Origin of the sequence: Pseudomonas sp. LG1E9 (genome assembly GCF_003290225.1) — a bacterium.
Lineage (GTDB): Bacteria > Pseudomonadota > Gammaproteobacteria > Pseudomonadales > Pseudomonadaceae > Aquipseudomonas > Aquipseudomonas cyclaminis.
This window is the reverse complement of sequence record NZ_CP029983.1, coordinates 731,147-753,735: the sequence shown is the minus strand read 5'-3', so window position 1 is coordinate 753,735 and position 22,589 is coordinate 731,147. Positions and strand designations below refer to the sequence as shown.

The following is a 22,589-nucleotide window of genomic DNA, read 5'->3' as shown; positions in this document are numbered from 1 at the left end:
AAGGGACAAGGTTATCATGCGTACATTCAATCGCCTGCTGTTGACTGGCTTGATTGCACTCGCTCCGATGGCTGCCTTGGCGGCAGACAATGCGCCTTCGGGCGATCCGGAAGTGACCATTCGCACGGAAGGCGACAAGACCATCCAGGAATACCGCCAAAATGGTTTCCTGTACGCCATCAAGGTCACCCCGAAGGGGGCTCCACCGTATTTCCTGGTGCGTGCGGACGGAACCGACGCGAACTTCATCCGCTCTGACCAGCCGGATATGCTGATCCCGTCATGGAAGATCTTCGAATGGAAATGATTTCTTAATTTCAATTGGCGCCGCACCCTGCGGCGCCCGTACTGGCAGTTTTAACCATGTCTGTGTTCACCCCCCTGGCTCGGCCCGAGCTGGAAACCTTTCTCGCCCCTTACGGGCTCGGCCGCCTGCTTGATTTCCAGGGGATCGCCGCTGGTAGCGAAAACACCAATTTCTTTATCAGCCTGGAACAGGGCGAGTTCGTGCTGACCCTGGTTGAGCGCGGCCCTGTGGCCGAGATGCCGTTCTTCATCGAGCTGCTCGACGTGCTCCACGACGCCGACCTGCCCGTGCCTTACGCCCTGCGCACCACCGACGGTCTGGCATTGCGCGAACTCAAAGGCAAACCGGCGCTGCTGCAACCGCGCCTGGCCGGCAAGCACATCAAGGAAGCCAACGCGCAACATTGCGCCCAGGTGGGGGAGTTGCTTGGCCACCTGCACCTGGCGACCCAAGGCGAAAAGGTGCTGGAGCGCAAGACCGATCGCGGCCTGGACTGGATGCTCAGCGAAGGCGCGCAGTTGATTTCGCACCTGAATGACGCACAGCAGCGCCTGCTGCAAGATGCATTGGATGAGATCGCGGCGCACAAAGCGCACATCCTCGCCCTGCCACGCGCCAACGTCCACGCCGACTTATTCCGTGATAACGCGATGTTCGAAGGCACTCACCTGACGGGCCTGATCGACTTCTACAACGCCTGCTCGGGCCCGATGCTCTACGACGTGGCCATCGCCCTGAATGACTGGTGTTCGGATGCCGATGGCGTCATCGACGGGCAACGCGCTCGTGCATTGTTGGGCGCTTACGCTGGACTGCGGCCGTTTACCGCGAAGGAAGCCGAGTTGTGGCCGACGATGCTGCGCGTGGCATGCGTGCGGTTCTGGCTGTCACGCCTGATTGCCGCAGAGTCGTTTGCCGGACAGGATGTGCTGATTCATGACCCTGCGGAGTTTGAGCATCGGCTGGCGCAACGCCAACAGGTCACTGTCCAACTGCCGTTCGCGCTCTAAAAATGTGGGAGGGGCTTGCCCCCTCCCACATTTGATCTGCGCTGTGGGTTACAGCGATTCCAGGCACCCAGCCAAATCATTCCCCAGCTTATCCAGCACCTGCTCATAACCCTGAGCTGTCGCCGGGGTGTACCCGCCCAACGCATCCAATTCCGCCAGCTTCACCGGCAGCCCAGCCACCAGCGTCTCGGCCAAACGCGGGCGCAACGGCGGCTCGCTGAACACACACGTCTTGCCCACTTCCTGCAATCGCGTACGCATTGCCGCCACATGCTGGGCGCCTGGCTGCACTTCGGCCGCGACGCTGAATACACCCGCGTGCTTCAAGCCGTAAGCTTCTTCGAAGTAATCAAAGGCTTCATGGAACACGAAGTAAGGCTTGCCAGCGATGCCCGCCATACGCTTTTTCAGTCGGGCATCCAACGCGTCCAATCGACCCTCGAAGGCTCGTGCGTTGCTCTGATAACGCTCCGCATTCTGCGGGTCGGCTGCGCTCAGGTCCGCGGCCATGCGCGCCGCGATCACCCGCGCATTCACCGTGGACAACCACAAGTGCGCATCCACGCTGCCCGGGCGGTGATCGTGGTCATGTTCGTCGGCATCGTCGGCGTGGGAATGGCTATCTTCGCCGAAACGACGCAGTTTCATTCCCGGGAGATCTTGCACCGCTACCGTGGTCGCCGTGCGACCTTTCAGCACGCGAGGCAGAAAACTCTCCATATCCGGCCCGATCCAATACAGCAGATCCACCGACTGCACACGCCGTACGTCGGATGGGCGCAACGCGAAGTTATGCGGCGATGCACCGGGCGGCAACAGCACCTCCGGAACAGCCACACCGTCCTGCACAGCCGTGGCAATCAGTTGCAGTGGCTTGATGCTGGTGAGTACCCGGACCTCGGCCTGAACTGGGCCTGTGATAAACAAACTGGTGATAAAAACGACAAAAACGGGAAAAAGTCGGGACACGATGACCACTCAATGGCGTAGGAACGGGTAACATAATAACGTCTCTATCAAATGTCTGTCGCCGCTCATGCCTAAAACACCGCTTGCCAGCCGTCCCCACGACCACTCTCACTGCGTGCACACTGCGCTGTCGGAAGCCGACACTCTCTGTGCGCAGAAGGGCCTGCGCCTTACCGCCTTGCGTCGCCGGGTGCTGGAACTGGTGTGGCAGAGCCATAAGCCGCTGGGCGCCTACGACATCCTGGGCGTGCTCAGCGAGCAGGACGGCCGCCGCGCCGCGCCGCCCACCGTGTACCGCGCGCTGGATTTCCTGCTGGAAAACGGCCTGGTGCACCGCATCGCCTCGCTCAATGCCTTTGTTGGCTGCAACCACCCGGAACACGCGCACCAGGGCCAGTTCCTGATCTGCCGCGAGTGCCACGCCGCCATCGAGCTTGAACAAAAAAGCATCAGTGACGCGATTATCAAAAGCTCCGCCGACGTCGGGTTCAAGGTCGAGGGGCAAACGGTCGAAGTGGTCGGCCTGTGCTCGGGCTGCCAGGGGGCTTGATGAGCAACGCGTTAATCCGCTTGGAGCAGGTTGGGGTCACGTTCGCCGGGCAAAATGTGCTGGATAACATCGCACTGAGCGTAGAGCCGGGGCAGATCGTTACCCTGATCGGCCCGAATGGCGCCGGCAAGACCACCTTGGTGCGTGCCGTGCTGGGCCTGCTCAAGCCCGACACCGGCAGCGTGTGGCGCAAGCCCAAGCTGCGCGTCGGCTACATGCCGCAGAAACTGCACGTCGATCCAACCTTGCCGCTCTCCGTACTGCGCTTCCTGCGCCTGGTGCCCGGCGTAGATCGCGTCCGCGCACAAGCTGCACTCAAGGAAGTCGGTGCCGAACAGGTGATCGACAGCCCCGTGCAAAGCATCTCCGGTGGCGAAATGCAGCGCGTGCTGCTGGCCCGCGCCCTGTTGCGCGAGCCAGAACTGCTGGTACTCGATGAACCCGTACAGGGCGTCGACGTCGCAGGCCAGGCCGAGCTGTACAGCCTCATCACCCGCCTGCGCGACCGCCATGGCTGCGGCGTGCTGATGGTCTCTCACGATCTGCACTTGGTGATGAGCACCACCGATCAAGTGGTTTGCCTCAACCGTCACGTGTGCTGCTCCGGCCACCCGGAGCAAGTCAGCGGCGACCCGGCGTTCGTCGAACTGTTCGGCAAGAACGCCCAGAGCCTGGCGATCTACCACCACCATCACGACCACGCCCATGACCTGCATGGCGCGGTGGTTGACGATCCGGCTACCCCTCACACCCACCTCCCTCCCCACAAGCATGGAGATAACTGCAAGCATGGCTGATTTTCTGCTTTACGCCCTGCTGGCAGGATTGGCTCTGGCGCTGGTGGCAGGCCCACTGGGCTCGTTCGTGGTCTGGCGGCGCATGGCGTACTTTGGCGACACCTTGTCCCACGCCGCGTTGCTGGGCGTGGCCATGGGCTTCTTGCTGGATGTGAGCCCGACCATCGCCGTGACTGTAGGCTGCCTGCTGCTGGCGGTACTGCTGGTCACCCTGCAACAGCGCCAGCCACTGGCCTCGGACACCCTGCTGGGCATCCTGGCGCCGAGCACGCTGTCCCTGGGCCTGGTAGTACTGAGCTTCATGCATGAAGTGCGCATCGACCTGATGGCCTATCTGTTCGGCGATCTGTTGGCCATCAGCCCCACCGATCTAGCCTGGATCCTCGGCGGCAGTGCAGCCGTACTGGTGCTGCTGGTTGCCCTGTGGCGCCCACTGCTGGCAATCACAGTGCACGAAGAACTGGCCAGGGTCGAAGGCCTGCCCGTGTCGGGGTTGCGCATGGCCCTGATGCTGTTGATCGCCGTGGTGATCGCTGTCGCGATGAAGATTGTCGGCGTATTGTTGATCACGTCGCTGCTGATCATTCCCGCTGCCGCCGCCCAACGCCACGCCCGCTCACCCGAGCAGATGGCAATTGGCGCCAGCCTGCTGGGGATGCTGGCAGTGTGCGGGGGCTTGGCGCTGTCCTGGTTCAAGGACACGCCGGCTGGGCCGTCGATTGTGGTCGCGGCGGCCGCCCTGTTTCTGCTGAGTTTTGTCCTGCCCCGTCGAGGGGTGTAGACTTGCTCGCTTTTTGCGCAAATAGAGAGTCGCAGGAATGAAGCTGTTCACCTCCCGTTATCTGCTCCTTGCCGCATTTTCCCTGCTGCTGGGCGCCTGTCAAAGCACACCGCCCGCCGCCCCCGAGGCCACGGACCCGCGTGCTGCCGCCATCGCGCAGCTGGAGCAAAACCTCGCCAGCAGCGAGCTTGCCACTGCCGAAGACCAGCTGGCCACGCTACAGGCCCAGTCGCCCAACGACCCGACGCTGGAGCCTTACCAGCGCCAATTGGCCGAAGCCTACCTGCAGCGCAGCCAGATCGTGCTGCAAAAAGGTGACGTCAACGCCGCCGCCACCGCCCTGAGCCGCGCCCGCGCGCTGATGCCCAAGGCACCGGCCCTGACCGGCGGCGTCAACAGCGCTATCACCCACGCCCGCAAGGTTGAACTGGATAAAGCCGAAGAGGCCCTCAAAGCCGCCGAAGCCAAACCCGCCGCCAAGGTCATCGACCCGGCAGCGCCCAGCACCACGGTGGCCTTGAACCTCACCAATATCGAAGAGCTGCGCCATCAGTTGGACGCAATCGCCACCGACGTGGTGAATTACCAGTGTGACGTGAGCATCCAGGCGCCGCGCACCGAAGATTACCCGTGGTTGGCCACGCTGCTGACCAAACGGGTGAAGCGCATTGATTCGGCGTATGAACTGAAGATTCACCGGCAGATTCTGAAGAACATTCCGGCGCAGGTGGTTTTGATTCCGCGCAAGGCGGAGTGAAGCCATCGGGGGCAAGTCGAATCGTCGCACCGCCCCTCCCACAATTGAACTGTGAATACATTCAAATGTGGGAGGGGCGGTGCGACGATTCGACTTGCCCCCGATAGCAATCTAACAACCAACCAAAAACTTAAGCCGGAATAGCTTTAGCCTTCGGCTCACGATCCCAAACCCGATGCTGGGCAATCGCGGCAAAAAACGCCTTGAACGCTTTCGCATCCGAGCCAACGATCAGCCCGGCATCCGCTTCAAGCTTGAGCTGGTCCAACAACGGCTTCACATCACTGGCGACAGCAATCGCCTTCAAATGCTTGTACGCCTCCAGCAGGTAGTGCAACGCCACGCCATCTCCGCTCAACGCCTTGACCGAGTCTTTACCACCCGGCACGAACACCGCGTCAAAGGCCACCGACGGCAACCCTTCCATGGAAGCATCCACCGGCAGTTGCTTGCCATCCGCCGTGGTCACCGGTGCCGACGTCGGCCCCAGCACCTTGGCCTGCGCGCCTTCAGCTTCCAGCGCCTTTTTCAACGCATCAATCGCCGCACCATCAACCCCGTTGGCAGCCAGGATCGCCACTTTGCGCGTCTTGATATCACCCGACAGCAAGTTGGCCTGACTCAACGCAGGAGAGCGCGCCAACGACGACTCGCGCTGCGGCACAGTGCCTTTTTTCGGCGCCGGCAAACCCAGGTTCTGCGCCACGCGCTTAGCCAGTTCCAAGTCAATATTGGCCAGAATCTCGTTAACCTGCCGCGCACGAATGAACTCACGCTCTACCTTGCCCAGCTCAAAGCTGTAGGCCGCGATGATGTGCTCCTGCTCGTGCTTGCTCATGCTGTGGAAAAACAGACGCGCCTGGGAGAAGTGATCACCGAACGACTCGCTGCGCTCACGCACTTTATGGGCATCGATGCGCTCGTGATACGACTCAAAGCCGCCGTCCTGCGCCGCAGGCGGGGTTTCTTTCGGCCAACCGCCATCAATCGAATTCGGCTCGTAGGCAGCACGGCCCTTATCAACCGTGATGCGGTGCATGGCATCGCGCTGGCCATTGTGAAACGGCGCCACCGGCCGGTTAATGGGCAGTTCGTGAAAGTTCGGTCCACCGAGTCGGCTGATCTGCGTATCGGTGTAGGAAAACAGACGACCTTGCAGCAACGGATCGTTGGAAAAGTCGATCCCCGGCACGATATGGCCTGGACAGAACGCAACCTGCTCGACCTCGGCAAAGAAGTTATCCGGGTTGCGGTTGAGCACCATCTTGCCCAGTGGCGTAATCGGCACCAGCTCTTCGGGAATCAGCTTGGTGGGGTCGAGGATGTCAAAGTCGAAGGCATGCTCCTTGTCTTCCGGAATCACCTGAACACCCAGCTCCCACTCGGGATAGTCGCCGCCTTCAATGGATTCCCACAGGTCGCGACGGTGATAGTCGGTGTCTTTACCCGCCAGCTTTTGCGCCTCATCCCACACCAGGGAGCAGGTGCCTACCGTAGGGCGCCAGTGGAACTTGACGAAATTGGACTCACCCTTCGCATTGATAAAGCGAAAGGTGTGTACGCCGAAGCCCTGCATGCTCCGTAGGCTTTTTGGAATCGCACGGTCGGACATGGCCCAGATCACCATGTGCGCCGACTCCGGCTGCAGCGAGACGAAATCCCAAAAGGTATCGTGGGCCGAGCCGCCGGTAGGAATCTCGTTGTGCGGCTCAGGTTTGACTGCGTGCACGAAGTCCGGAAACTTGATCGCGTCCTGAATGAAGAACACGGGCATGTTGTTGCCCACCAGGTCGAAGTTGCCTTCATCAGTAAAGAACTTCACCGCAAAACCGCGCACGTCACGCACCGTATCGCCGGAACCTCGCGGCCCTTGCACGGTGGAAAAGCGCACGAATACCGGGGTTTTACGCCCTGGGTCGCGTAGGAAACCAGCTTTGGTCAGCGCCGAATGGTTCTCGTAGGATTGGAAATAGCCATGGGCGCCTGTGCCGCGAGCATGCACGATGCGCTCGGGGATACGCTCATGGTCAAAGTGCGTGATTTTTTCACGCATGATGAAGTCTTCCAGCAGCGAAGGCCCGCGCGCGCCGACCTTCAAGCTGTTCTGGTTGTCGGAAATCTTCACGCCCTGGTTGGTGCGCAAGGCTTGGCCGGTGGCGTCTGAGCGAAACTGTTCCAGGCTTTGCAATTTGGCGTTGGTGTTGCCACGGTCCAGGGTGTCGGTGCCCGCAAGTTCACTCTTCGGCGGGGTGGCTGGCTTGTTGGTACTCATCAGTCAAAACTCCTTATTCAAAGTGGCCAGAGCGGTCCCCGGCTCGTTTGAGCAAAACCCCAGGCACGGCACCTGGGAAATCGAGTTGCTTTAGTAGTGACTGACGGGGTTTTGGGCCGTTCCTTTTTTATGACCTTTGATCGCGTTATTGCCAAATCACAGGTTGAATGCGAAATAAATGCTAAGAAACACTGGATGGACAGGCTAAAATGCGCGCCCGGCTAACCGCTGATCCCTTTTCAATGCGCCCCACAAGGTTCGCTACGTGATCGAGTTTCAAAACGTCCATAAAACCTACCGCGTCGCCGGTAAGGATATTCCCGCATTGCACCCCACCAGCCTGCGCGTCGAGAACGGCCAGGTGTTTGGCCTGATCGGCCACTCGGGTGCGGGCAAAAGTACATTGCTGCGCCTGATCAACCGCCTGGAAGAGCCCAGTGGCGGCCAGATCACGGTGGACGGCGAAGAAGTCACCGCACTGGACGCCAACGGCCTGCGCCGTTTCCGTCAGCAGGTCGGGATGATCTTCCAGCACTTCAACCTCCTGGCGTCCAAGACTGTCGCTGATAACGTGGCACTGCCGCTGACCCTGGCCGGCGAACTGTCGCGCAAGGACATCGACCTGCGCGTGGCTGAACTGCTCGCCCGCGTCGGACTGTCGGACCATGCCAGGAAATACCCGGCGCAGTTGTCCGGCGGCCAGAAGCAGCGCGTCGGCATCGCACGTGCCCTGGCGACCAAGCCAAAGATCCTGCTGTGCGACGAAGCCACCAGCGCCCTCGACCCGCAAACCACAGCGTCGGTCCTGCAACTGCTGGCCGAGATCAACCGCGAGTTGAAACTGACCATCGTGCTGATCACCCATGAAATGGACGTGATCCGCCGCGTGTGCGACCAGGTGGCCGTGATGGACGCCGGCGTGATCGTCGAGCAAGGCTCGGTGGCGGACGTATTCCTGCACCCCAAGCACCCGACCACCAAGCGCTTTGTACAAGAAGCCGAGCAGGTCGACGAAGGCGAGCAGCGTGACGACTTCGCCCACGTACCGGGCCGCATCGTGCGTCTGACGTTCCAGGGCGACGCGACCTACGCGCCGCTGCTGGGCACCGTCGCCCGCGAAACGGGGGTGGACTACAGCATCCTCGCCGGCCGTATCGACCGCATCAAAGACATCCCCTATGGGCAACTAACCCTCGCGGTCACCGGCGGTGACATGGAAGCGGCCTTTGCCCGCTTCACCGCCGCAGACGTCCACATGGAGGTGCTGCGCTAATGGAAATGTTCCTGAGTTTCTTCGCCAATATCGATTGGTCCGAAATCTGGCTCGCCACCGGCGACACCATGATCATGCTGTTCGGCTCGCTGTTTTTCACCGTGCTGCTGGGCCTGCCGCTGGGCGTGCTGCTGTTCCTGACCAGCCCGCGCCAGCTGTTCGAGCAAAAGGGCCTGTACGCGCTGCTGTCGCTGATCGTGAATATCCTGCGTTCGCTGCCGTTCATCATCCTGCTGATCGTGATGATCCCGTTCACCGTACTGATCACCGGCACCTCGCTGGGTGTGGCCGGGGCGATCCCGCCGTTGGTCGTAGGCGCTACGCCGTTCTTTGCGCGACTGGTGGAAACCGCCTTGCGTGAAGTTGATCGCGGCATTATCGAAGCCACCCAGTCCATGGGCGCCACCACCCGTCAGATCATCACCAACGCCCTGTTGCCCGAAGCACGCCCTGGCATCTTCGCGGCGATTACGGTGACGGCGATTACGCTGGTGTCCTACACGGCAATGGCCGGTGTGGTCGGTGCCGGCGGCCTGGGTGACCTGGCGATCCGTTTCGGTTATCAGCGTTTTCAGACCGATGTAATGGTGGTCACCGTGGTGATGCTGTTGATCCTGGTGCAAATTCTGCAAACCGTCGGCGACCGGCTGGTGGTGCACTTTTCTCGAAAATAACGGCCATTGCCGGTAAAAAGCCGGCACATGCCCGAACAAGGAGCTTGTTGGATGAAAAAACTACTGGTTGCTTTCGCCGCCGTTGCCGCGTTTTCCGCCCACGCCGAAACCATTACGGTCGCCGCATCGCCGGTGCCGCATGCGGAAATCCTCGAATTCGTGAAACCTGCCCTGGCCAAGGAAGGCGTGGACCTGCAGGTCAAGGTCTTCACCGACTACGTGCAGCCCAACGTACAGGTCGCGGAAAAGCGCCTGGACGCGAACTTCTTCCAGCACCAGCCGTACCTGGATGAATTCAACAAAGCCAAGGGCACTCACTTGGTGAGCGTCGGCGCGGTGCACCTGGAGCCCCTGGGCGCCTACTCCAGCAAGTACAAAAAGCTGGACGACCTGCCAAGCGGCGCCAACGTGGTGATCCCCAACGACGCCACCAACGGCGGCCGTGCGCTGTTGCTGCTGGAAAAAGCCGGCGTGATCAAATTGAAGGACTCGACCAACATCCTGTCGACCATCAAGGACATCACCGAAAACCCGAAAAACCTGAAGTTCCGCGAACTGGAAGCCGCCACCCTGCCACGCGTGCTGACCCAGGTCGACCTGGCGCTGATCAACACCAACTACGCCCTGGAAGCCAAGCTGGACCCGTCCAAGGACGCACTGGTCATCGAAGGCAGCGACTCGCCTTACGTGAACATCCTGGTCACCCGCGAAGACAACAAGGATTCGGATGCGGTGAAGAAACTGGTAGCCGCCCTGCACACGCCTGAAGTGAAGCAATTCATCGAAGAGAAGTACAAAGGCGCGATCAAGCCGGCGTTCTGATCCAACCCTCAATCTCCAAAACACTGGAGATCAAAAATGTGGGAGGGGGCTTGCCCCGATTGCTGAGTGTCAGCCACTGTATCTAGTGACTGACCCACTGCTATCGGGGGCAAGCCCCCTCCCACATTTGCTTTGTGTTGTCTTCACTTGCGCTGCAACAACCCCGGCAACTGCGCCACCAGCTTCTGGTTGTTCAACGGCGCCCGAATAAACCCACGCTGCGTCCCGTCCGGGCCGATCAGTGCCAGGTTGCCGCTGTGATCCACGGTGTAGTTCGGTTTGCTGGTATCGGCCGGAATAAACGGAATGCTCACCGCATTCGACACCTTCTGCACATCCTCCACATTCGCGCCGGTCAGGCCCACAAATTGCGGATCGAAATAGCCCAGGTACTGCTTGAGCTGAGTCGGCGTGTCGCGATGCGGGTCAACGCTGACCAGGATCACTTGCAACTTATCCACAGCCTCCTTCGGCAGTTCGCTCTTGATCTGGCGCAACTGGGCGAGGGTGGTCGGGCAGATATCCGGGCAGAAGGTGTAGCCGAAGAACAACAGGCTCCACTTACCCTTCAACTCGTTGATGACCACCGGCTGGCCGTCCTGATTGGTCATGCTCACAGGCGGCAACTGCCGGCTTTGCGGCAGCAGGATGATGCCCGCGTCGATCAGCGCGGTGGGGTCGCCCTGGCCTTTGCCGCTGAGCACTTTGTTGACGGTCAGGCCCATGATCAACGCGACGATGGCCACCAGGATGAAGACGGTTTTTTGAGTTCGAGTCATAGGTTCAACAATAAGTAGTGGTCTACGAGCAGGGCGATAAACAGCAGCAGCAAGTACCAGATAGAGTACTTGAAGGTGTTGATCGCCGCGTGCGGCCGACCGCCACGGTACAACACCCAGGCCCATTGCAGAAAGCGTGCACCCAACACCAGCGCGCACGCCAGGTACAACGGGCCGCTCATATGGATCACGTAGGGCATCAGGCTCACGGCCAGCAGGGCAAAGGTGTAGAGCAGGATATGCACCTTGGTGTAATGCTCGCCGTGGGTCACCGGCAGCATCGGGATGTCGGCCTTGGCGTATTCCTCCTTGCGATGGATGGCCAGGGCCCAGAAGTGCGGCGGGGTCCAGGCGAAGATGATTAGCACCAGCAGCAGCGGCTCGGCGCTGATGTGCCCCGTGACAGCGACCCACCCCAATAGCGGCGGCGCAGCGCCGGCCAGCCCGCCGATGACGATATTCTGCGGCGTCGCACGCTTGAGGAACCCGGTGTAGATCACGGCGTAACCGAGCAGCGAGGCCAAGGTCAGCCACGCCGCCAGGGCATTGGTGAACGCCAGCAACAGGCCCAAGCCTGCAACAGCCAGAAACAATGCAAAGGCCAGCGCTGCCATCGGCGACACCCGCCCTTGCGCCAGCGGCCGCTTGTGAGTGCGCGCCATCACCGCATCGATCCGCCGATCCACCACATGGTTGACCGCCGCCGCGCCGCCGGCACACAGGGCAATGCCCAGGTTGCCAAAAATCAGCACAGTCCATGGCACGCCGGCACGGGTCGCGAGGAACATGCCTACCAGCGAGGTGATGAGCATCAGCACCACCACTTTCGGCTTGGTCAGCTCCAGGTAATCACGCCAGATCGCCTGATCGTGACGCGCGCCGATCACGGTCGCCATGGCATCTCTCCTTTAAGGGTGATGAGCCCCGATACGTGTTTGCGCGGGATAAATCGCCAGCCGAACGGCGATTGATTGCGCACCCTGACCAGGCTGGTTCGCGCGTGGTAATTGACCAGCACCAGCGTCAGCAGCAAGCCAGCACCGCCCGCGTTATGCCCGACCGCGACCGCCAGCGGCAGGCCGAACGCTACATTGCTCACGCCCAGACAGATTTGCGCAGCGAGGGCGATCAACAACAAGCCCGCCAGCCGCGTCATGCCCACCGCACGCAGTTGCCAGGCCAGGCCCAGCAGAACCAGGGTTACCAGCACCGCGCCGAGGCGATGGGTCAGGTGAATGGCCGTGCGCGCCTCGCTGTCGAGTTGGCCGCCCAGGTAATTCGGACCGATGTGCTGGGTCAGGTGAAAGCCATTGGCAAAGTCGGCCGCCGGCCACCATTCGCCATGGCAGGTGGGCAAGTCGACACAGGCGACGGCCGCGTAGTTGGAGCTGACCCAGCCGCCGAGCGCAATCTGCCCGATCACCAACACCAACCCGGCCGTCGCCCAATATTGCAGGCGCCTGGGCACGATCAACGCGGGCAGCACGCCGGACAGGCGCAAGGTCAGCAAAAACAGCAGGCTCAAGGTGGCAAAGCCGCCCAGCAGATGGCCCGTCACCACTTGCGGCCACAGCTTGAGCGTCACCGTCCACATGCCAAATGCTGCCTGGGCAAATACCACGGCCAGCAGAAACAGCGGCAATTTGACTGGCTGGCCAGGATCACGCCGGTGACTCCACGAGCGCGCCGCCAATAACATAATCAACAGACCCAAAGTGCCAGCAAAGTAGCGATGGGTCATCTCGGCCCAGCCTTTGTCGGCCTCCACCGGCGTGTCGGGAAAATGCAACTCGGCATGGGCCAACTGGGCCTCGCTTTGCGGCACGCTGATAAAGCCGTAGCAACCGGGCCAGTCCGGGCATCCGAGGCCGGCGTGGGTCAGGCGCGTGTAGGCGCCGAGCAGCACGACGATCAGCGCCAGCAAGGTGGCAAACAACGCGAGGCGAAATCCAGGTTTGGCCATGACGATGCCCCTATCCGATATTCGACAGTTTCAGCAGGTGGCGCAGGTCGTTGAGCAGGTCCTTGCCCTTGACCCTGGCGTCGTAGCGCAGCACCAGGTTGCCGTGGGGGTCGACGATCCACAGCTGCGCATCGCCCGGCGCGGCAGCGTTTTTGGTAAAGGTCGAAACATCCAGCGCGTAACGCTGCAATTGAGGGTATTCGGCTTTCAACCTGGTTTCGTAGTCGGCGCCCACCGGCTGTGCACTCGCCAACGCATGACTGGCGCGCGAGGCATCGCGCCCCAGGCCGATCTGCAATTGCCGGGCGAGGTACACCAGTTGCCGGCAATCGGCTGCACACGCCGTGGGCGCGGTGACCAGCAGTTGCCAGCGCTGTTCATCCGCTTGCACGCCAATGTCGGCGCGGGTCTGGCCATTGCCGATCATCTCGCCGTGATAACTGCGGCTGTCCGGCACCCAGAACTGCAGCTTGTACATAAAGGTGGCCAGCACCATCGGGCCGATCACCATCAGCAGGATCAGCAGCAGTTGCCAGCGGCCTTTGCGCCGATCGGGCAGGTCAGACATGTTGAGTCGATTCGTGGCCGCTCCCATGGGGCTTCTCCTTCTTGTTGTGCGATCCGAGGTAGAGGTAAAGAACCAGCAGCGCCAGCGCCATGGCGAACCACTGCACGGCATAAGCCAGGTGTTTCTCAGGGCCCATGGCGACCACCGGCCAAGTCGTTTCATAGGTACCAGGGCCGGCGTCAGCGCGCAGCTCATAGGCAAAACCGTTGCGGCCCAACTCCGCCCACAGCGCCGCGGGATGCAGGGCGGTGAGCAATCGCGGCCATGGCGCGCCCGCCGGGTCGGCCTGCAACTGGAAGGTTTCGCCGGGAGCGACGTACACCCAGGCATCGAGATTCAGCGGTTGTTCTGGTGTGGTGAAGGCGGGCGGGATACGCCGATCCGGCCAGGGCAGCCAGCCGCGATTGAGCAACAACCACAGGCCGCTGGCCTGGTCGTGGAAGGGTTGCAGCAACTCGACACCGGCCTTGCCATCGCGCATGCGGTTGTCGAGCAATACGCTGTGATCGGCGTCGAATTGACCGCGCAGATGCACACGGCGAAATGCCGGATCTGTGGAGTCGTTGAGTTGGGCGCTGCTCATCGGCGCCGCCACGCGGCGCTCGGCGTAACTGTCGAGCAAGCGTTGCTTTTCATGCCCGCGTGACAGCTGCCAGAACCCCAAGCCCACCATCAACGGCAGCAGCAGCAACACCACCACTGTCGGCGCAATACCGGGACGAAACTGTTTTATGGCGCTGGCTATACTTGTTTTCATTGCCCGCAGCTCTTCTTCAATGTCCAGGAGCCCGACCATGCTCAAAGCAGCCATTGCCCTGATGCTGATCGCAACTGTCGTAAGCCTGTTCAGTGGCTTGTTCTTTCTGGTGAAGGACGAGGGCAACTCCAATCGCCTCGTCACTGCCTTGACCGTGCGTGTCGTACTGGCCGTGATCACCCTGGCGCTGATCACCTGGGGATTTTTCAGCGGCCAGTTGGTTTCCCACGCGCCGTGGTAAGAAGCCTCACAGCACGTAAACGAAGAAAAACAGCCCGATCCACACCACATCCACAAAGTGCCAATACCAACTGGCCGCCTCGAAACCAAACTGATGCTCGGCGTTGAAGTGCCCACGCAGGACGCGCATCAGCATCACAAACAAAATGATCGTGCCGATGGTCACGTGGGCGCCGTGGAAACCGGTGAGCATAAAGAACGTCGCGCCATATACACCGGAGCCCAGCGTAAGGCCCAGCTCTTTATAGGCATGGATGTACTCCTCGGCCTGGAAGCCGAGAAATGCCAGGCCCAGCAGCACGGTGAGCGCCAACCAGATCTTCAGCGCGCCGCGATGGCCTTTGCGCAGTGCGTGGTGAGCGATGGTAATGGTCACGCTGGAACTCACCAGCAGGATGGTGTTGACCAGCGGCAACCCCCACGGGCTGATGGTGCCCTCGGGGGCGGGGTAGAGTTTTGGGTCAGGATTGTTGAGCAACGGCCAGGCAAATTCGAAATTTGGCCACAGCATATGCGCGACGCCCTTCGAGCCTTCACCGGCCAGCCAGGGCGCGGACATGTGCCGCACATAAAACAGCGCACCGAAGAACGCGATAAAGAACATCACTTCGGAAAAGATGAACCAACTCATGCCCCAGCGAAACGAGCGGTCCATCTGCGGGCTGTACAAACCGGCGCGGCTTTCCTTGATCACCGCACCAAACCAGCCGAACAACATGTAGGCGAGTAGCAGCCCGCCGACGAAAAAGATCCACGGGCCGTGGGATTCCGGGCGCGCCGCCTTGAGATCGTTGAACCACACACCTAGGCCATACACCGTGATCAGCAGTCCAAACGTGGCAATTATCGGCCATTTGCTCTGCGCCGGTACGTAGTACGTATCATGATTCGACATGTATTCACTCTCCCGATTGAGGGGGCAAACAGTAGCTAGCCGCCGGTGTGGGCAGCCACGGGCGGTTGGCGCGCAGTGATATCAAACAGCGTGTACGCCAGGGTCAAATGCTTCACATCCTTGGGCATGTCGCGATCGACAATAAAGCGCACCGGCATCTCGATACGCTCGCCTGGCTGCAACACCTGCTGGGTGAAGCAAAAACATTCAGTCTTGTGGAAATACATCGCCGCTTCGGCCGGGGAAATGCTCGGTACGGCCTGAGCAGTCATCGGCTTGTCGGTGGGGTTGTGGGCCACGAACAGCATCTCGGTCACGGCGCCGGGGTTGACCACCACCTCGTCGGCCTTGGCGTAGAAGTCCCAGACCATGTCGATAGCGTTGGTGGATAAGAACTGCACGCGCACCTGACGTGTCGGGTCCACCACTTGCGAACCCTCGTACTGCCCGGCGGTCTTGCCGTTGATGCCGAACGCCTTGCACATCACGTCGTAGATCGGCACCAGGGCAAAGCCGAAGGCGAACATCGCCACCACCAGGATCAGCAGCCGGGTGACGAGGCGCTTGAGGGGCATGGAGTCAGCCATGGCGATCACCTAAGCCGAACTCGGTCAAGGTGGGAGGGGGCTTGCTCCCGATTGCGATTTCACAGCCAATGAAGTTGTAGGCCGATACACCGCCATCGGGGGCAAGCCCCCTCCCACATTGACGGTGTTCACACCGAAAAAAGGTGTTCATTTGACCTCCGGCGGCGTGGTGAAGGTGTGGTACGGCGCCGGCGAAGGCACGCTCCACTCCAGGCCTTCAGCCCCATCCCACGGCTTGGCTGGCGCCGGTGCGCCGCCACGGATGCACTTGATCACGATGAACAAAAAGAAGATCTGCGTGGCACCAAACATAAACGCGCCAATCGACGAGACCATGTTGAAATCGGCGAACTGCAGGTTGTAGTCCGGCACCCGACGCGGCATGCCCGCCAGCCCCACAAAGTGCATCGGGAAGAACGCCATGTTCATGCCCACGAAAGACAGCCAGAAGTGCAGCTTGCCCAGGGTTTCGTCGTACATGTGGCCGGTCCATTTCGGCAGCCAGTAGTAGGCCGATGCGAAGATGCCAAAGATCGCGCCGGGCACCAGTACGTAATGAAAGTGCGCCACCACGAAGTAGGTGTCGTGGTACTGGAAGTCCGCCGGGGCAATCGCCAGCATCAGCCCGGAGAACCCGCCGATGGTGAACAGGATCACGAAGGCCACCGCAAACAGCATCGGCGTCTCGAACGTCAACGAGCCTTGCCACATCGTGCTGACCCAGTTGAACACCTTCACACCGGTCGGCACAGCGATCAGCAGCGTGGCGTACATGAAGAACAACTCGCCCACCAGCGGGATGCCGACCACGAACATGTGGTGCGCCCACACGATAAACGACAGGAACGCGATGCTCGCCGTGGCATAGACCATCGAGGTGTAGCCGAACAGCGGCTTGCGCGAGAAGGTCGGGATGATCGAGCTGACGGCGCCGAAGGCCGGCAGGATCATGATGTACACCTCGGGGTGGCCGAAGAACCAGAACACGTGCTGGAACAACACCGGGTCACCGCCACCGGCGGCACTGAAGAAGCTGGTGCCGAAGTGGATGTCCATCAGCATCATGGTCACGCAGCCCGCCAGCACCGGCATCACGGCGATCAGCAGGAACGCGGTGATCAGCCAGGTCCACACGAACAGCGGCATTTTCATCAGGGTCATGCCGGGCGCACGCAGATTGAGGATGGTGGCGACCACATTGATCGCGCCCATGATCGAACTGATGCCCATCAGGTGGATGGCAAAGATAAAGAACGTCACGCTTTCCGGCGCGTAGGTGGTGGAGAGCGGGGCGTAGAAGGTCCAGCCGAAGTTCGGCCCGCCGCCGGGGGTGAACAGCGTCGAAACCAGCAGCAGGAACGCCGCCGGCAACAGCCAGAAACTGAAGTTGTTCATGCGCGGCAGGGCCATGTCGGGCGCGCCGATCATCAGCGGGATCATCCAGTTGGCCAAGCCGACAAACGCCGGCATCACCGCGCCAAACACCATGATCAGGCCATGCATGGTGGTCATCTGGTTGAAAAATGCCGGTTCGACGATCTGCAGGCCAGGCTGGAACAGCTCGGCCCGGATCACCATGGCGAACGAACCGCCGAGCAGGAACATCGCAAACGCGAACCACAGGTACATCGTGCCGATGTCTTTGTGGTTGGTGGTCAGCACCCAACGCATCAAGCCCTTGGCGGGGCCGTGGGTATGGTCACCGGCGTGGCCATGGTCATCGATCACAGCGCTCATGGCCGTTCTCCTGCAAACGAATGGGCGGGGCGGGTCGGGGCAAACGCAATGAGGGCTGTCATTTGCTTTCCGCCTGTTTGATGGCCAGCACGTCTTTCGGCGTGACCATGTCGCCTTTGTTGTTGCCCCAGGCGTTACGCTCGTAGGTCACCACGGCCGCGATATCCACTTCCGACAGTTGCTTGCCGAAGGCCGCCATGGCAGTGCCGGGCTTGCCGTGATAGACGATGCTCAGGTGATCGGCAGCAGGCCCGGTGGCGATTTTCGAACCTTTGAGCGCCGGGAACATCGGCGGCAGGCCCTGGCCCTCGGCCTGGTGACAGGCCACGCAGGTGGTGTGATAAACCTTGTCGCCACGGGCCACCAGTTCTTCAAGGGTCCATTCTTTGGAGGTCAGCTCCTTGAGCTTGGCGGCCTCGGCCTTACGCTCACCCAGCCAGGTGTCGTAGTCGGCCTTGGACTTGACCTCGACCACGATGGGCATGAATCCATGGTCCTTGCCGCATAGCTCGGCGCACTGGCCACGGTATATACCGGGCTTCTCGACACGGGTCCAAGCCTCGTTGACGAAACCCGGAATGGCGTCGCGCTTGACCGCAAACGCCGGCACCCACCAGGAGTGGATCACGTCGGCGGCTGTGACCAGGAAGCGCACTTTGGCGCCCACCGGCAGCACCAGCGGCTGGTCGACTTCCAGCAGGTAGTGTTCGCCCTTGGTGGCCTGGTTGTGGATCTGCTCGGCGGGCGTGGCCAGGTTGCTGAAGAACTCCACATCCTGGCCCAGGTATTTGTAATGCCACTTCCACTGGTAGCCGGTGACCTGGATATCGATATCCGACTCACTGCTGTCGTAGATGTTGATCAGGGTCTTGGTCGCCGGAATGGCCATCGCAATCAGGATCAGCAAGGGCACGACGGTCCAGAGGATTTCCACGGTGGTGCTCTCGTGGAACTTGGCCGCGACCTGACCGGTAGAACGCCGGTGGACCATCATCGACCAGAACATGGCGCCAAACACGATGATGCCGATCACCACACAGATCCAGAAAATGGTCATGTGCAGGTCGAACACTGCGTGACTGACTTCTGTTGCCCCTGGCGCCATATTCGTTGTCCAGGCGGCGTGCGCCTGGCCGAATACCGACCACAACAGGAGGCCCATCCAAACGTGTGGATGTCGCATCATTGCGGGTTCCCCTTATCGTTCTTGTTATCCCGCCGGTTTGCACCTGCGTCGAAGGGAGCGGCTTCCATACTGCTTACAACCGCTTAGCCTTGCCTGCTTATGCAGTCTGGCGTCATCAGCTAATCGCGTACAAATCCGAGTATAGACAGGGACTGCAACCCCGCAATGTGTAGGGACAAATGAGGCAAAAAGGCACGGCCGGAGCCAATAAAACCGGGTGCGGAATCGATTTTCCGACGAACGATGGCAATTCGATATAACGCCTGCGCATAACCATGAAATAATTATGACAAATGCGTCTTAGGCGCTCGTATAAACGAGCTACCTTAACTTCTCCCTTTTCCTACGCCTGATTCACTGGAGCCTTCATGAACACCGCCGCATTGCGCGAGCAGATTTCCCGTGCCCATCAACACGAAGCCACTACGGGCCAGCTTGCCCAGCAGCTGGAAAAACAATTGCCGCACCTGCATGCAGCCATTTCCCTGGCTGAAGGTGATCGCAACGTGGTCATGACCCGCTTTGTCACTGCCTACATCGACCTCGTGCCGGAGTTGCTCGATGCTGCCAATGACGTGGCTCGCGAAGCCGGGATCGAAAGCCAGATCAAGCCGGTACTGAAGATTGCCGAGCATTTTTTCCTGCAACCGCCCGCAATTCTGGCAGGCCACGAAGGCCTGGATGGGCTGCTGGACGAGGCCTACCTGGCCCACCGGCTGGTGGAAGAAGTCAACGATGTGTATATCAAGCACTTCGGTCAGCCGTTGATCCCGGCGGATACCACCGTGGCTAACGTGATTGCCCATCAATTGATCGGTGAAGATTTCGCCAACCAGTTGGATCAAGCCGTGCACCTGGCGGTGGATGAGATGCTTAACGACGAGAGCTTCGCGCTGGAGTCGGTCGAAGCGTATCGCGAGCAACTGAAAAGCCCGAACACCGAGGCCGCCTGGAAGCGCTGGCCGTGCCTGTCGCGGCAGTTGGGGGTGGAGTTGGCGTTGGATCAGCCGGCTTAAACCTTGAATTCGACACAGTACAAATGTGGGAGAGGGCTTGCCCCCCTCCCACATGTTGATCCGGTTCCGTCAGCCGATTGAAGGCGCCGAGCCGATCCCCGTCGTCGTGCGAATCCTGCCTTCCAACCGTCGCTTCAACCCACGCGCCTCAATCACCAGCTTCGAACCCTTCGCCGCGTTGGCCCGACCCCATTCCTCCAGCAATTCCAAGCAGGAATGGTCGATATAGCTGAGGTTGTTGAGCGGGACATGCACCGTGGTCCCCGCAGGCACCGTCGACAGCACCTGGGTCAACGCCGGCACTTTCAGAAAGGTCGCCGCACCAATCAAACGCAGCTCCATCTCGCCCTCTTGAGGCAAGTCGATCAGGCTGACTTTCAGCCGCGACGCCTTGAACGCCAACTTGACCAACGTGAGGCCAAAGCCCACCAGCACACCCGTCAGCAGGTCAGTAAAGATGATCGCCAGCGCCGTGGCCGCATAGGTGAACATCGGCATCCGCCCGTAGCGCCCCAAAGCCTTGAACGCCTTGACGTCGACCAGCTTGATCCCGGTGTACACTAGCACCCCGGCGAGGCTAGCCACCGGGATACTTTGCAGCACGCTCGACAGCAGCAACACGAAGCCCAGCAACCATACGCCGTGGAACATTGCCGACAGACGGGTGGTTGCACCTGCCTGGACGTTGGCCGAACTGCGCACGATCACGCCGGTCATCGGCAAGGCACCGACCAGCCCGCAGAGCATGTTGCCAACGCCTTGGGCGGACAGCTCTTTGTCGAAGTCGGAACGTTGGCCGTTGTGCATGCGGTCGACAGCCGCCGCCGAGAGCAGGGTTTCGGCGCTGGCGATAAATGCCACGGCAAAGGCTGCAATCAGCAGTTGAGGATCAGCCAGGTTCAGCAGGTCGCTGGGGCGCAGCCAATCAATGGCGTCAGCCAGGTTTTCCGGGACTTCCACGCGTTTGACCTGCAACGCCAGCACCAGGCTGGTGACCGTAGCCAGGCCGACGCCGAGCAACGCACCCGGCACGAACCGCAGCGGTTGCGGGCGGAATTTATCCCACAGGTACATCACCAGCATCGTCGACAGGCCCAGCAAACCCGCTTGCCAGCCGAGCCCGCCACCAAGGGTCGGGATGGCTTCGGAAAGTGCAGCCGGGAAGCCCGCCAGGTTGTCCAGCCCAGAAGGCTTGGGCGCGCCGTCAAGCATCACATGAATCTGCGACAGCACAATCAACACGCCAATCCCCGCCAGCATGCCGTACACCACTGCGGGCGCCGTCACGCGGAACCAGCAGCCCAGGCGCAAGCGTCCGGCCACCAGTTGCAGGAAGCCCGCCAGCAGCAGGATCGGCCCCAGCATCAACATGCCGTGCTGGCGCACCAGTTCGAACACCAGCACCGCCAGACCCGCCGCCGGGCCACTGACCTGCAGCGGCGAACCCGCCAGCCAACCCACCACCAGGCCACCGATAATCCCGGTGATCAGACCTTTGGCCGGCGGCATGCCGGACGCAATCGCGATGCCCATGCACAGCGGCAGGGCGACCAGAAACACAACCACCGAGGCGAGCAGCTCCCGTGGCAATACAGCTTTCAATTGAGCAGCACGCATGATGACTCTCCCGAGGCATTCGCCGGGCGCGGTAAAGCCTGGCTGCATCCATGGCAGCCACCGCATTACCCGGCAGGGAAGTGTTTTAGAAGCGCGCTTTAGGCGTCGCGCAAGGGATCGGCCCGTCGCCGCTCAACGGTCGGAACGCCGACTGGTCGGCATCGTAGGCGCGAATTTCGCTGGTCTCGATGTTGTAGATCCAACCGTGGATATACAACTGACCATTGGCCATGCGTGAGGCCACGGAAGGGTGGGTACGCAAATGTTGCAACTGGGCGATGACGTTTTCTTCGGTCAGCACCTTCATGCTCTCGCCTTCGTTGGCGCAGTCGCAGTTGTCCTCGACCATCGACTTGGCCACCTCGGCGTGCCGCAGCCAGGCCCGTACCGTCGGCATTTTTTCCAGGCTGTCGGGGTTGAGTACCGCACGCATGGCGCCACAGTCGGAGTGACCGCAGACGATGATGTGCTGCACACCCAGGGCAAGTACCGCGTACTCGATAGCGGTTGAAACACCGCCGTTCATCTGGCCGTAGGGTGGCACTACGTTGCCGACGTTACGGGTCACGAACAGGTCGCCGGGCGAGCTTTGGGTGATCAGCTCGGGCACGATGCGCGAGTCGGCGCAGGTGATGAACATCGCCCGTGGGCTCTGGGCCGTGGCGAGTTTCTTGAAGAGTTCTTCCTGCTGGGGGAAGACGTCGTGATGGAAATGCAAAAAACCGTCAACGATATGCTTTAGCGCTGCATCGGCGGACTCCGCCACTTGAGGGGCTGAAGCCGACGCAGCCAACGGCTGTTTATCCTTATCACTCATGATTCATCCTCTTGATTAGTGCAGGGGAGTGTTCAGGACAGTTCGACGCCCGGCCAGTGGAATAGTTGTAAAACTCCAAAATCCAGGCGCCGACTCATCAGTCACTCGCTGAGCAAGGTAACTGTCGAAACTTAACTCAAACTGAATGAACCGCTCTAGATCGCGGGTTTCAGTGATGTCAAAACGCGACTATTCCTACAAGCAAGGTGCATTCT

The 22,589-nt window shown here is 60.7% G+C and carries 24 protein-coding genes; 11 read left to right on the top strand and 13 right to left on the bottom strand.

What is annotated here, in order from left to right:
• Positions 1 to 16 precede the first annotated feature (16 nt).
• Together DNK50_RS03740 and DNK50_RS03735 are read left to right on the top strand one after the other, a co-directional pair.
• The gene (locus DNK50_RS03740) at positions 17 to 307 is read left to right on the top strand and encodes a DUF2782 domain-containing protein (protein ID WP_099586204.1); all 291 of its coding nucleotides are present in this window, start codon (positions 17 to 19) and stop codon (positions 305 to 307) included.
• Positions 308 to 363: 56 nt separating this feature from the next.
• Positions 364 to 1,317, top strand: a complete 954-nt coding sequence (locus tag DNK50_RS03735; RefSeq protein WP_099586203.1) for a homoserine kinase — start codon at positions 364 to 366, stop codon at positions 1,315 to 1,317.
• A gap of 48 nt (positions 1,318 to 1,365) precedes the next feature.
• Here the strand turns inward: DNK50_RS03735 and DNK50_RS03730 are convergent, their stop codons facing one another.
• Positions 1,366 to 2,295 (bottom strand): zinc ABC transporter substrate-binding protein, encoded by a 930-nt coding sequence (locus DNK50_RS03730; protein ID WP_112192862.1) that lies wholly within the window; start codon positions 2,293 to 2,295, stop codon positions 1,366 to 1,368.
• 58 nt (positions 2,296 to 2,353) lie between these two features.
• On the opposite strand from DNK50_RS03730, the gene zur reads away from it, so the two are divergent.
• The 4 genes from zur to DNK50_RS03710 are packed head-to-tail and all read left to right on the top strand — an operon-like array spanning position 2,354 to position 5,171.
• Entirely contained in the window at positions 2,354 to 2,836 is a 483-nt protein-coding gene (gene zur, locus DNK50_RS03725; protein ID WP_017528744.1) for a zinc uptake transcriptional repressor Zur, read from the top strand.
• Entirely contained in the window at positions 2,836 to 3,633 is a 798-nt protein-coding gene (gene znuC / locus DNK50_RS03720; RefSeq protein WP_112192861.1) for a zinc ABC transporter ATP-binding protein ZnuC, read from the top strand. Before zur ends, znuC begins: the two co-directional genes overlap by 1 nt.
• The gene (znuB, locus tag DNK50_RS03715; protein WP_099586200.1) at positions 3,626 to 4,414 is read left to right on the top strand and encodes a zinc ABC transporter permease subunit ZnuB; all 789 of its coding nucleotides are present in this window, start codon (positions 3,626 to 3,628) and stop codon (positions 4,412 to 4,414) included. The genes znuC and znuB overlap by 8 nt, the downstream gene beginning before the upstream one ends.
• Before the next feature lie 37 nt (positions 4,415 to 4,451).
• Complete coding sequence (locus DNK50_RS03710) at positions 4,452 to 5,171, top strand: PA5502 family lipoprotein (protein WP_099586199.1); 720 nt, start codon at positions 4,452 to 4,454, stop codon at positions 5,169 to 5,171.
• Positions 5,172 to 5,301: 130 nt separating this feature from the next.
• Here DNK50_RS03710 and katE read toward each other — a convergent pair whose 3' ends face one another.
• Positions 5,302 to 7,443, bottom strand: a complete 2,142-nt coding sequence (gene katE / locus DNK50_RS03705) for a catalase HPII (RefSeq protein ID WP_112192860.1) — start codon at positions 7,441 to 7,443, stop codon at positions 5,302 to 5,304.
• 265 nt (positions 7,444 to 7,708) lie between these two features.
• On the opposite strand from katE, the gene DNK50_RS03700 reads away from it, so the two are divergent.
• From DNK50_RS03700 to DNK50_RS03690, 3 genes are read left to right on the top strand one after another with little or no spacing between them, the layout of a single operon-like run.
• Positions 7,709 to 8,716, top strand: a complete 1,008-nt coding sequence (locus DNK50_RS03700; protein WP_099586197.1) for a methionine ABC transporter ATP-binding protein — start codon at positions 7,709 to 7,711, stop codon at positions 8,714 to 8,716.
• Positions 8,716 to 9,390 (top strand): methionine ABC transporter permease, encoded by a 675-nt coding sequence (locus tag DNK50_RS03695; RefSeq protein ID WP_099586196.1) that lies wholly within the window; start codon positions 8,716 to 8,718, stop codon positions 9,388 to 9,390. The genes DNK50_RS03700 and DNK50_RS03695 overlap by 1 nt, the downstream gene beginning before the upstream one ends.
• Before the next feature lie 51 nt (positions 9,391 to 9,441).
• Positions 9,442 to 10,212, top strand: coding sequence for a MetQ/NlpA family ABC transporter substrate-binding protein (locus DNK50_RS03690; protein ID WP_112192859.1), 771 nt, complete (start codon positions 9,442 to 9,444; stop codon positions 10,210 to 10,212).
• A 143-nt stretch (positions 10,213 to 10,355) separates the two neighbouring features.
• Here the strand turns inward: DNK50_RS03690 and DNK50_RS03685 are convergent, their stop codons facing one another.
• Genes DNK50_RS03685 through DNK50_RS03665 form a run of 5 tightly spaced genes read right to left on the bottom strand, consistent with a single transcriptional unit; the run spans position 10,356 to position 14,279 of the window.
• Complete coding sequence (locus tag DNK50_RS03685) at positions 10,356 to 10,991, bottom strand: SCO family protein (RefSeq protein ID WP_112192858.1); 636 nt, start codon at positions 10,989 to 10,991, stop codon at positions 10,356 to 10,358.
• Complete coding sequence (gene cyoE, locus DNK50_RS03680; protein WP_099586193.1) at positions 10,988 to 11,887, bottom strand: heme o synthase; 900 nt, start codon at positions 11,885 to 11,887, stop codon at positions 10,988 to 10,990. The genes DNK50_RS03685 and cyoE overlap by 4 nt, the downstream gene beginning before the upstream one ends.
• On the bottom strand, positions 11,875 to 12,954 hold the full coding sequence (locus tag DNK50_RS03675) for a heme A synthase (RefSeq protein ID WP_112192857.1): 1,080 nt from the start codon (positions 12,952 to 12,954) through the stop codon (positions 11,875 to 11,877). Before DNK50_RS03675 ends, cyoE begins: the two co-directional genes overlap by 13 nt.
• A 10-nt stretch (positions 12,955 to 12,964) precedes the next feature.
• Positions 12,965 to 13,549, bottom strand: a complete 585-nt coding sequence (locus DNK50_RS03670) for a hypothetical protein (protein WP_112192856.1) — start codon at positions 13,547 to 13,549, stop codon at positions 12,965 to 12,967.
• Complete coding sequence (locus DNK50_RS03665; protein ID WP_112196889.1) at positions 13,515 to 14,279, bottom strand: SURF1 family protein; 765 nt, start codon at positions 14,277 to 14,279, stop codon at positions 13,515 to 13,517. Before DNK50_RS03665 ends, DNK50_RS03670 begins: the two co-directional genes overlap by 35 nt.
• 37 nt (positions 14,280 to 14,316) lie before the next feature.
• Between DNK50_RS03665 and DNK50_RS03660 the strand changes: the two genes are divergently transcribed.
• Complete coding sequence (locus tag DNK50_RS03660) at positions 14,317 to 14,520, top strand: twin transmembrane helix small protein (RefSeq protein WP_012721507.1); 204 nt, start codon at positions 14,317 to 14,319, stop codon at positions 14,518 to 14,520.
• Between the two features lie 6 nt (positions 14,521 to 14,526).
• Here the strand turns inward: DNK50_RS03660 and DNK50_RS03655 are convergent, their stop codons facing one another.
• The 4 genes from DNK50_RS03655 to coxB all read right to left on the bottom strand — a co-directional run bounded on the left by DNK50_RS03655 (position 14,527) and on the right by coxB (position 18,924).
• On the bottom strand, positions 14,527 to 15,414 hold the full coding sequence (locus tag DNK50_RS03655) for a cytochrome c oxidase subunit 3 (RefSeq protein ID WP_099586189.1): 888 nt from the start codon (positions 15,412 to 15,414) through the stop codon (positions 14,527 to 14,529).
• Between the two features lie 35 nt (positions 15,415 to 15,449).
• Positions 15,450 to 16,001: a cytochrome c oxidase assembly protein gene (locus DNK50_RS03650; RefSeq protein WP_112192855.1), complete on the bottom strand. Its 552-nt coding sequence runs from the start codon at positions 15,999 to 16,001 to the stop codon at positions 15,450 to 15,452.
• 147 nt (positions 16,002 to 16,148) lie between these two features.
• A complete protein-coding gene (gene ctaD / locus DNK50_RS03645; protein ID WP_112192854.1) occupies positions 16,149 to 17,738 on the bottom strand; it encodes a cytochrome c oxidase subunit I in 1,590 nt (529 codons plus the stop codon).
• A gap of 58 nt (positions 17,739 to 17,796) precedes the next feature.
• Complete coding sequence (gene coxB, locus DNK50_RS03640; protein WP_112192853.1) at positions 17,797 to 18,924, bottom strand: cytochrome c oxidase subunit II; 1,128 nt, start codon at positions 18,922 to 18,924, stop codon at positions 17,797 to 17,799.
• A gap of 368 nt (positions 18,925 to 19,292) precedes the next feature.
• Here coxB and DNK50_RS03635 point away from each other — a divergent pair, with 368 nt between their 5' ends.
• Positions 19,293 to 19,940, top strand: a complete 648-nt coding sequence (locus DNK50_RS03635; protein WP_112192852.1) for a hypothetical protein — start codon at positions 19,293 to 19,295, stop codon at positions 19,938 to 19,940.
• 69 nt (positions 19,941 to 20,009) lie between these two features.
• Here DNK50_RS03635 and DNK50_RS03630 read toward each other — a convergent pair whose 3' ends face one another.
• On the bottom strand, positions 20,010 to 21,557 hold the full coding sequence (locus DNK50_RS03630) for a SulP family inorganic anion transporter (protein WP_099586184.1): 1,548 nt from the start codon (positions 21,555 to 21,557) through the stop codon (positions 20,010 to 20,012).
• Between the two features lie 85 nt (positions 21,558 to 21,642).
• Positions 21,643 to 22,374 carry a carbonic anhydrase gene (locus tag DNK50_RS03625; protein ID WP_099586183.1) on the bottom strand — a complete coding sequence of 244 codons (732 nt, stop codon included), beginning with the start codon at positions 22,372 to 22,374 and terminating at the stop codon, positions 21,643 to 21,645.
• Positions 22,375 to 22,589 lie beyond the last annotated feature (215 nt).

Bases quoted from the DNA above. Each gene is read 5' to 3' on its own strand.
- DNK50_RS03740 (WP_099586204.1), top strand. From the start codon at position 17: ATGCGTACATTCAATCGCCTGCTGTTGACTGGCTTGATTGCACTCGCT.
- DNK50_RS03735 (WP_099586203.1), top strand. From the start codon at position 364: ATGTCTGTGTTCACCCCCCTGGCTCGGCCCGAGCTGGAAACCTTTCTC.
- zur (WP_017528744.1), top strand. From the start codon at position 2,354: ATGCCTAAAACACCGCTTGCCAGCCGTCCCCACGACCACTCTCACTGC.
- znuC (WP_112192861.1), top strand. From the start codon at position 2,836: ATGAGCAACGCGTTAATCCGCTTGGAGCAGGTTGGGGTCACGTTCGCC.
- znuB (WP_099586200.1), top strand. From the start codon at position 3,626: ATGGCTGATTTTCTGCTTTACGCCCTGCTGGCAGGATTGGCTCTGGCG.
- DNK50_RS03710 (WP_099586199.1), top strand. From the start codon at position 4,452: ATGAAGCTGTTCACCTCCCGTTATCTGCTCCTTGCCGCATTTTCCCTG.
- katE (WP_112192860.1), bottom strand. From the start codon at position 7,443: ATGAGTACCAACAAGCCAGCCACCCCGCCGAAGAGTGAACTTGCGGGC.
- DNK50_RS03695 (WP_099586196.1), top strand. From the start codon at position 8,716: ATGGAAATGTTCCTGAGTTTCTTCGCCAATATCGATTGGTCCGAAATC.
- DNK50_RS03690 (WP_112192859.1), top strand. From the start codon at position 9,442: ATGAAAAAACTACTGGTTGCTTTCGCCGCCGTTGCCGCGTTTTCCGCC.
- DNK50_RS03685 (WP_112192858.1), bottom strand. From the start codon at position 10,991: ATGACTCGAACTCAAAAAACCGTCTTCATCCTGGTGGCCATCGTCGCG.
- cyoE (WP_099586193.1), bottom strand. From the start codon at position 11,887: ATGGCGACCGTGATCGGCGCGCGTCACGATCAGGCGATCTGGCGTGAT.
- DNK50_RS03675 (WP_112192857.1), bottom strand. From the start codon at position 12,954: ATGGCCAAACCTGGATTTCGCCTCGCGTTGTTTGCCACCTTGCTGGCG.
- DNK50_RS03670 (WP_112192856.1), bottom strand. From the start codon at position 13,549: ATGGGAGCGGCCACGAATCGACTCAACATGTCTGACCTGCCCGATCGG.
- DNK50_RS03665 (WP_112196889.1), bottom strand. From the start codon at position 14,279: ATGAAAACAAGTATAGCCAGCGCCATAAAACAGTTTCGTCCCGGTATT.
- DNK50_RS03660 (WP_012721507.1), top strand. From the start codon at position 14,317: ATGCTCAAAGCAGCCATTGCCCTGATGCTGATCGCAACTGTCGTAAGC.
- DNK50_RS03655 (WP_099586189.1), bottom strand. From the start codon at position 15,414: ATGTCGAATCATGATACGTACTACGTACCGGCGCAGAGCAAATGGCCG.
- DNK50_RS03650 (WP_112192855.1), bottom strand. From the start codon at position 16,001: ATGGCTGACTCCATGCCCCTCAAGCGCCTCGTCACCCGGCTGCTGATC.
- ctaD (WP_112192854.1), bottom strand. From the start codon at position 17,738: ATGAGCGCTGTGATCGATGACCATGGCCACGCCGGTGACCATACCCAC.
- coxB (WP_112192853.1), bottom strand. From the start codon at position 18,924: ATGATGCGACATCCACACGTTTGGATGGGCCTCCTGTTGTGGTCGGTA.
- DNK50_RS03635 (WP_112192852.1), top strand. From the start codon at position 19,293: ATGAACACCGCCGCATTGCGCGAGCAGATTTCCCGTGCCCATCAACAC.
- DNK50_RS03630 (WP_099586184.1), bottom strand. From the start codon at position 21,557: ATGCGTGCTGCTCAATTGAAAGCTGTATTGCCACGGGAGCTGCTCGCC.
- DNK50_RS03625 (WP_099586183.1), bottom strand. From the start codon at position 22,374: ATGAGTGATAAGGATAAACAGCCGTTGGCTGCGTCGGCTTCAGCCCCT.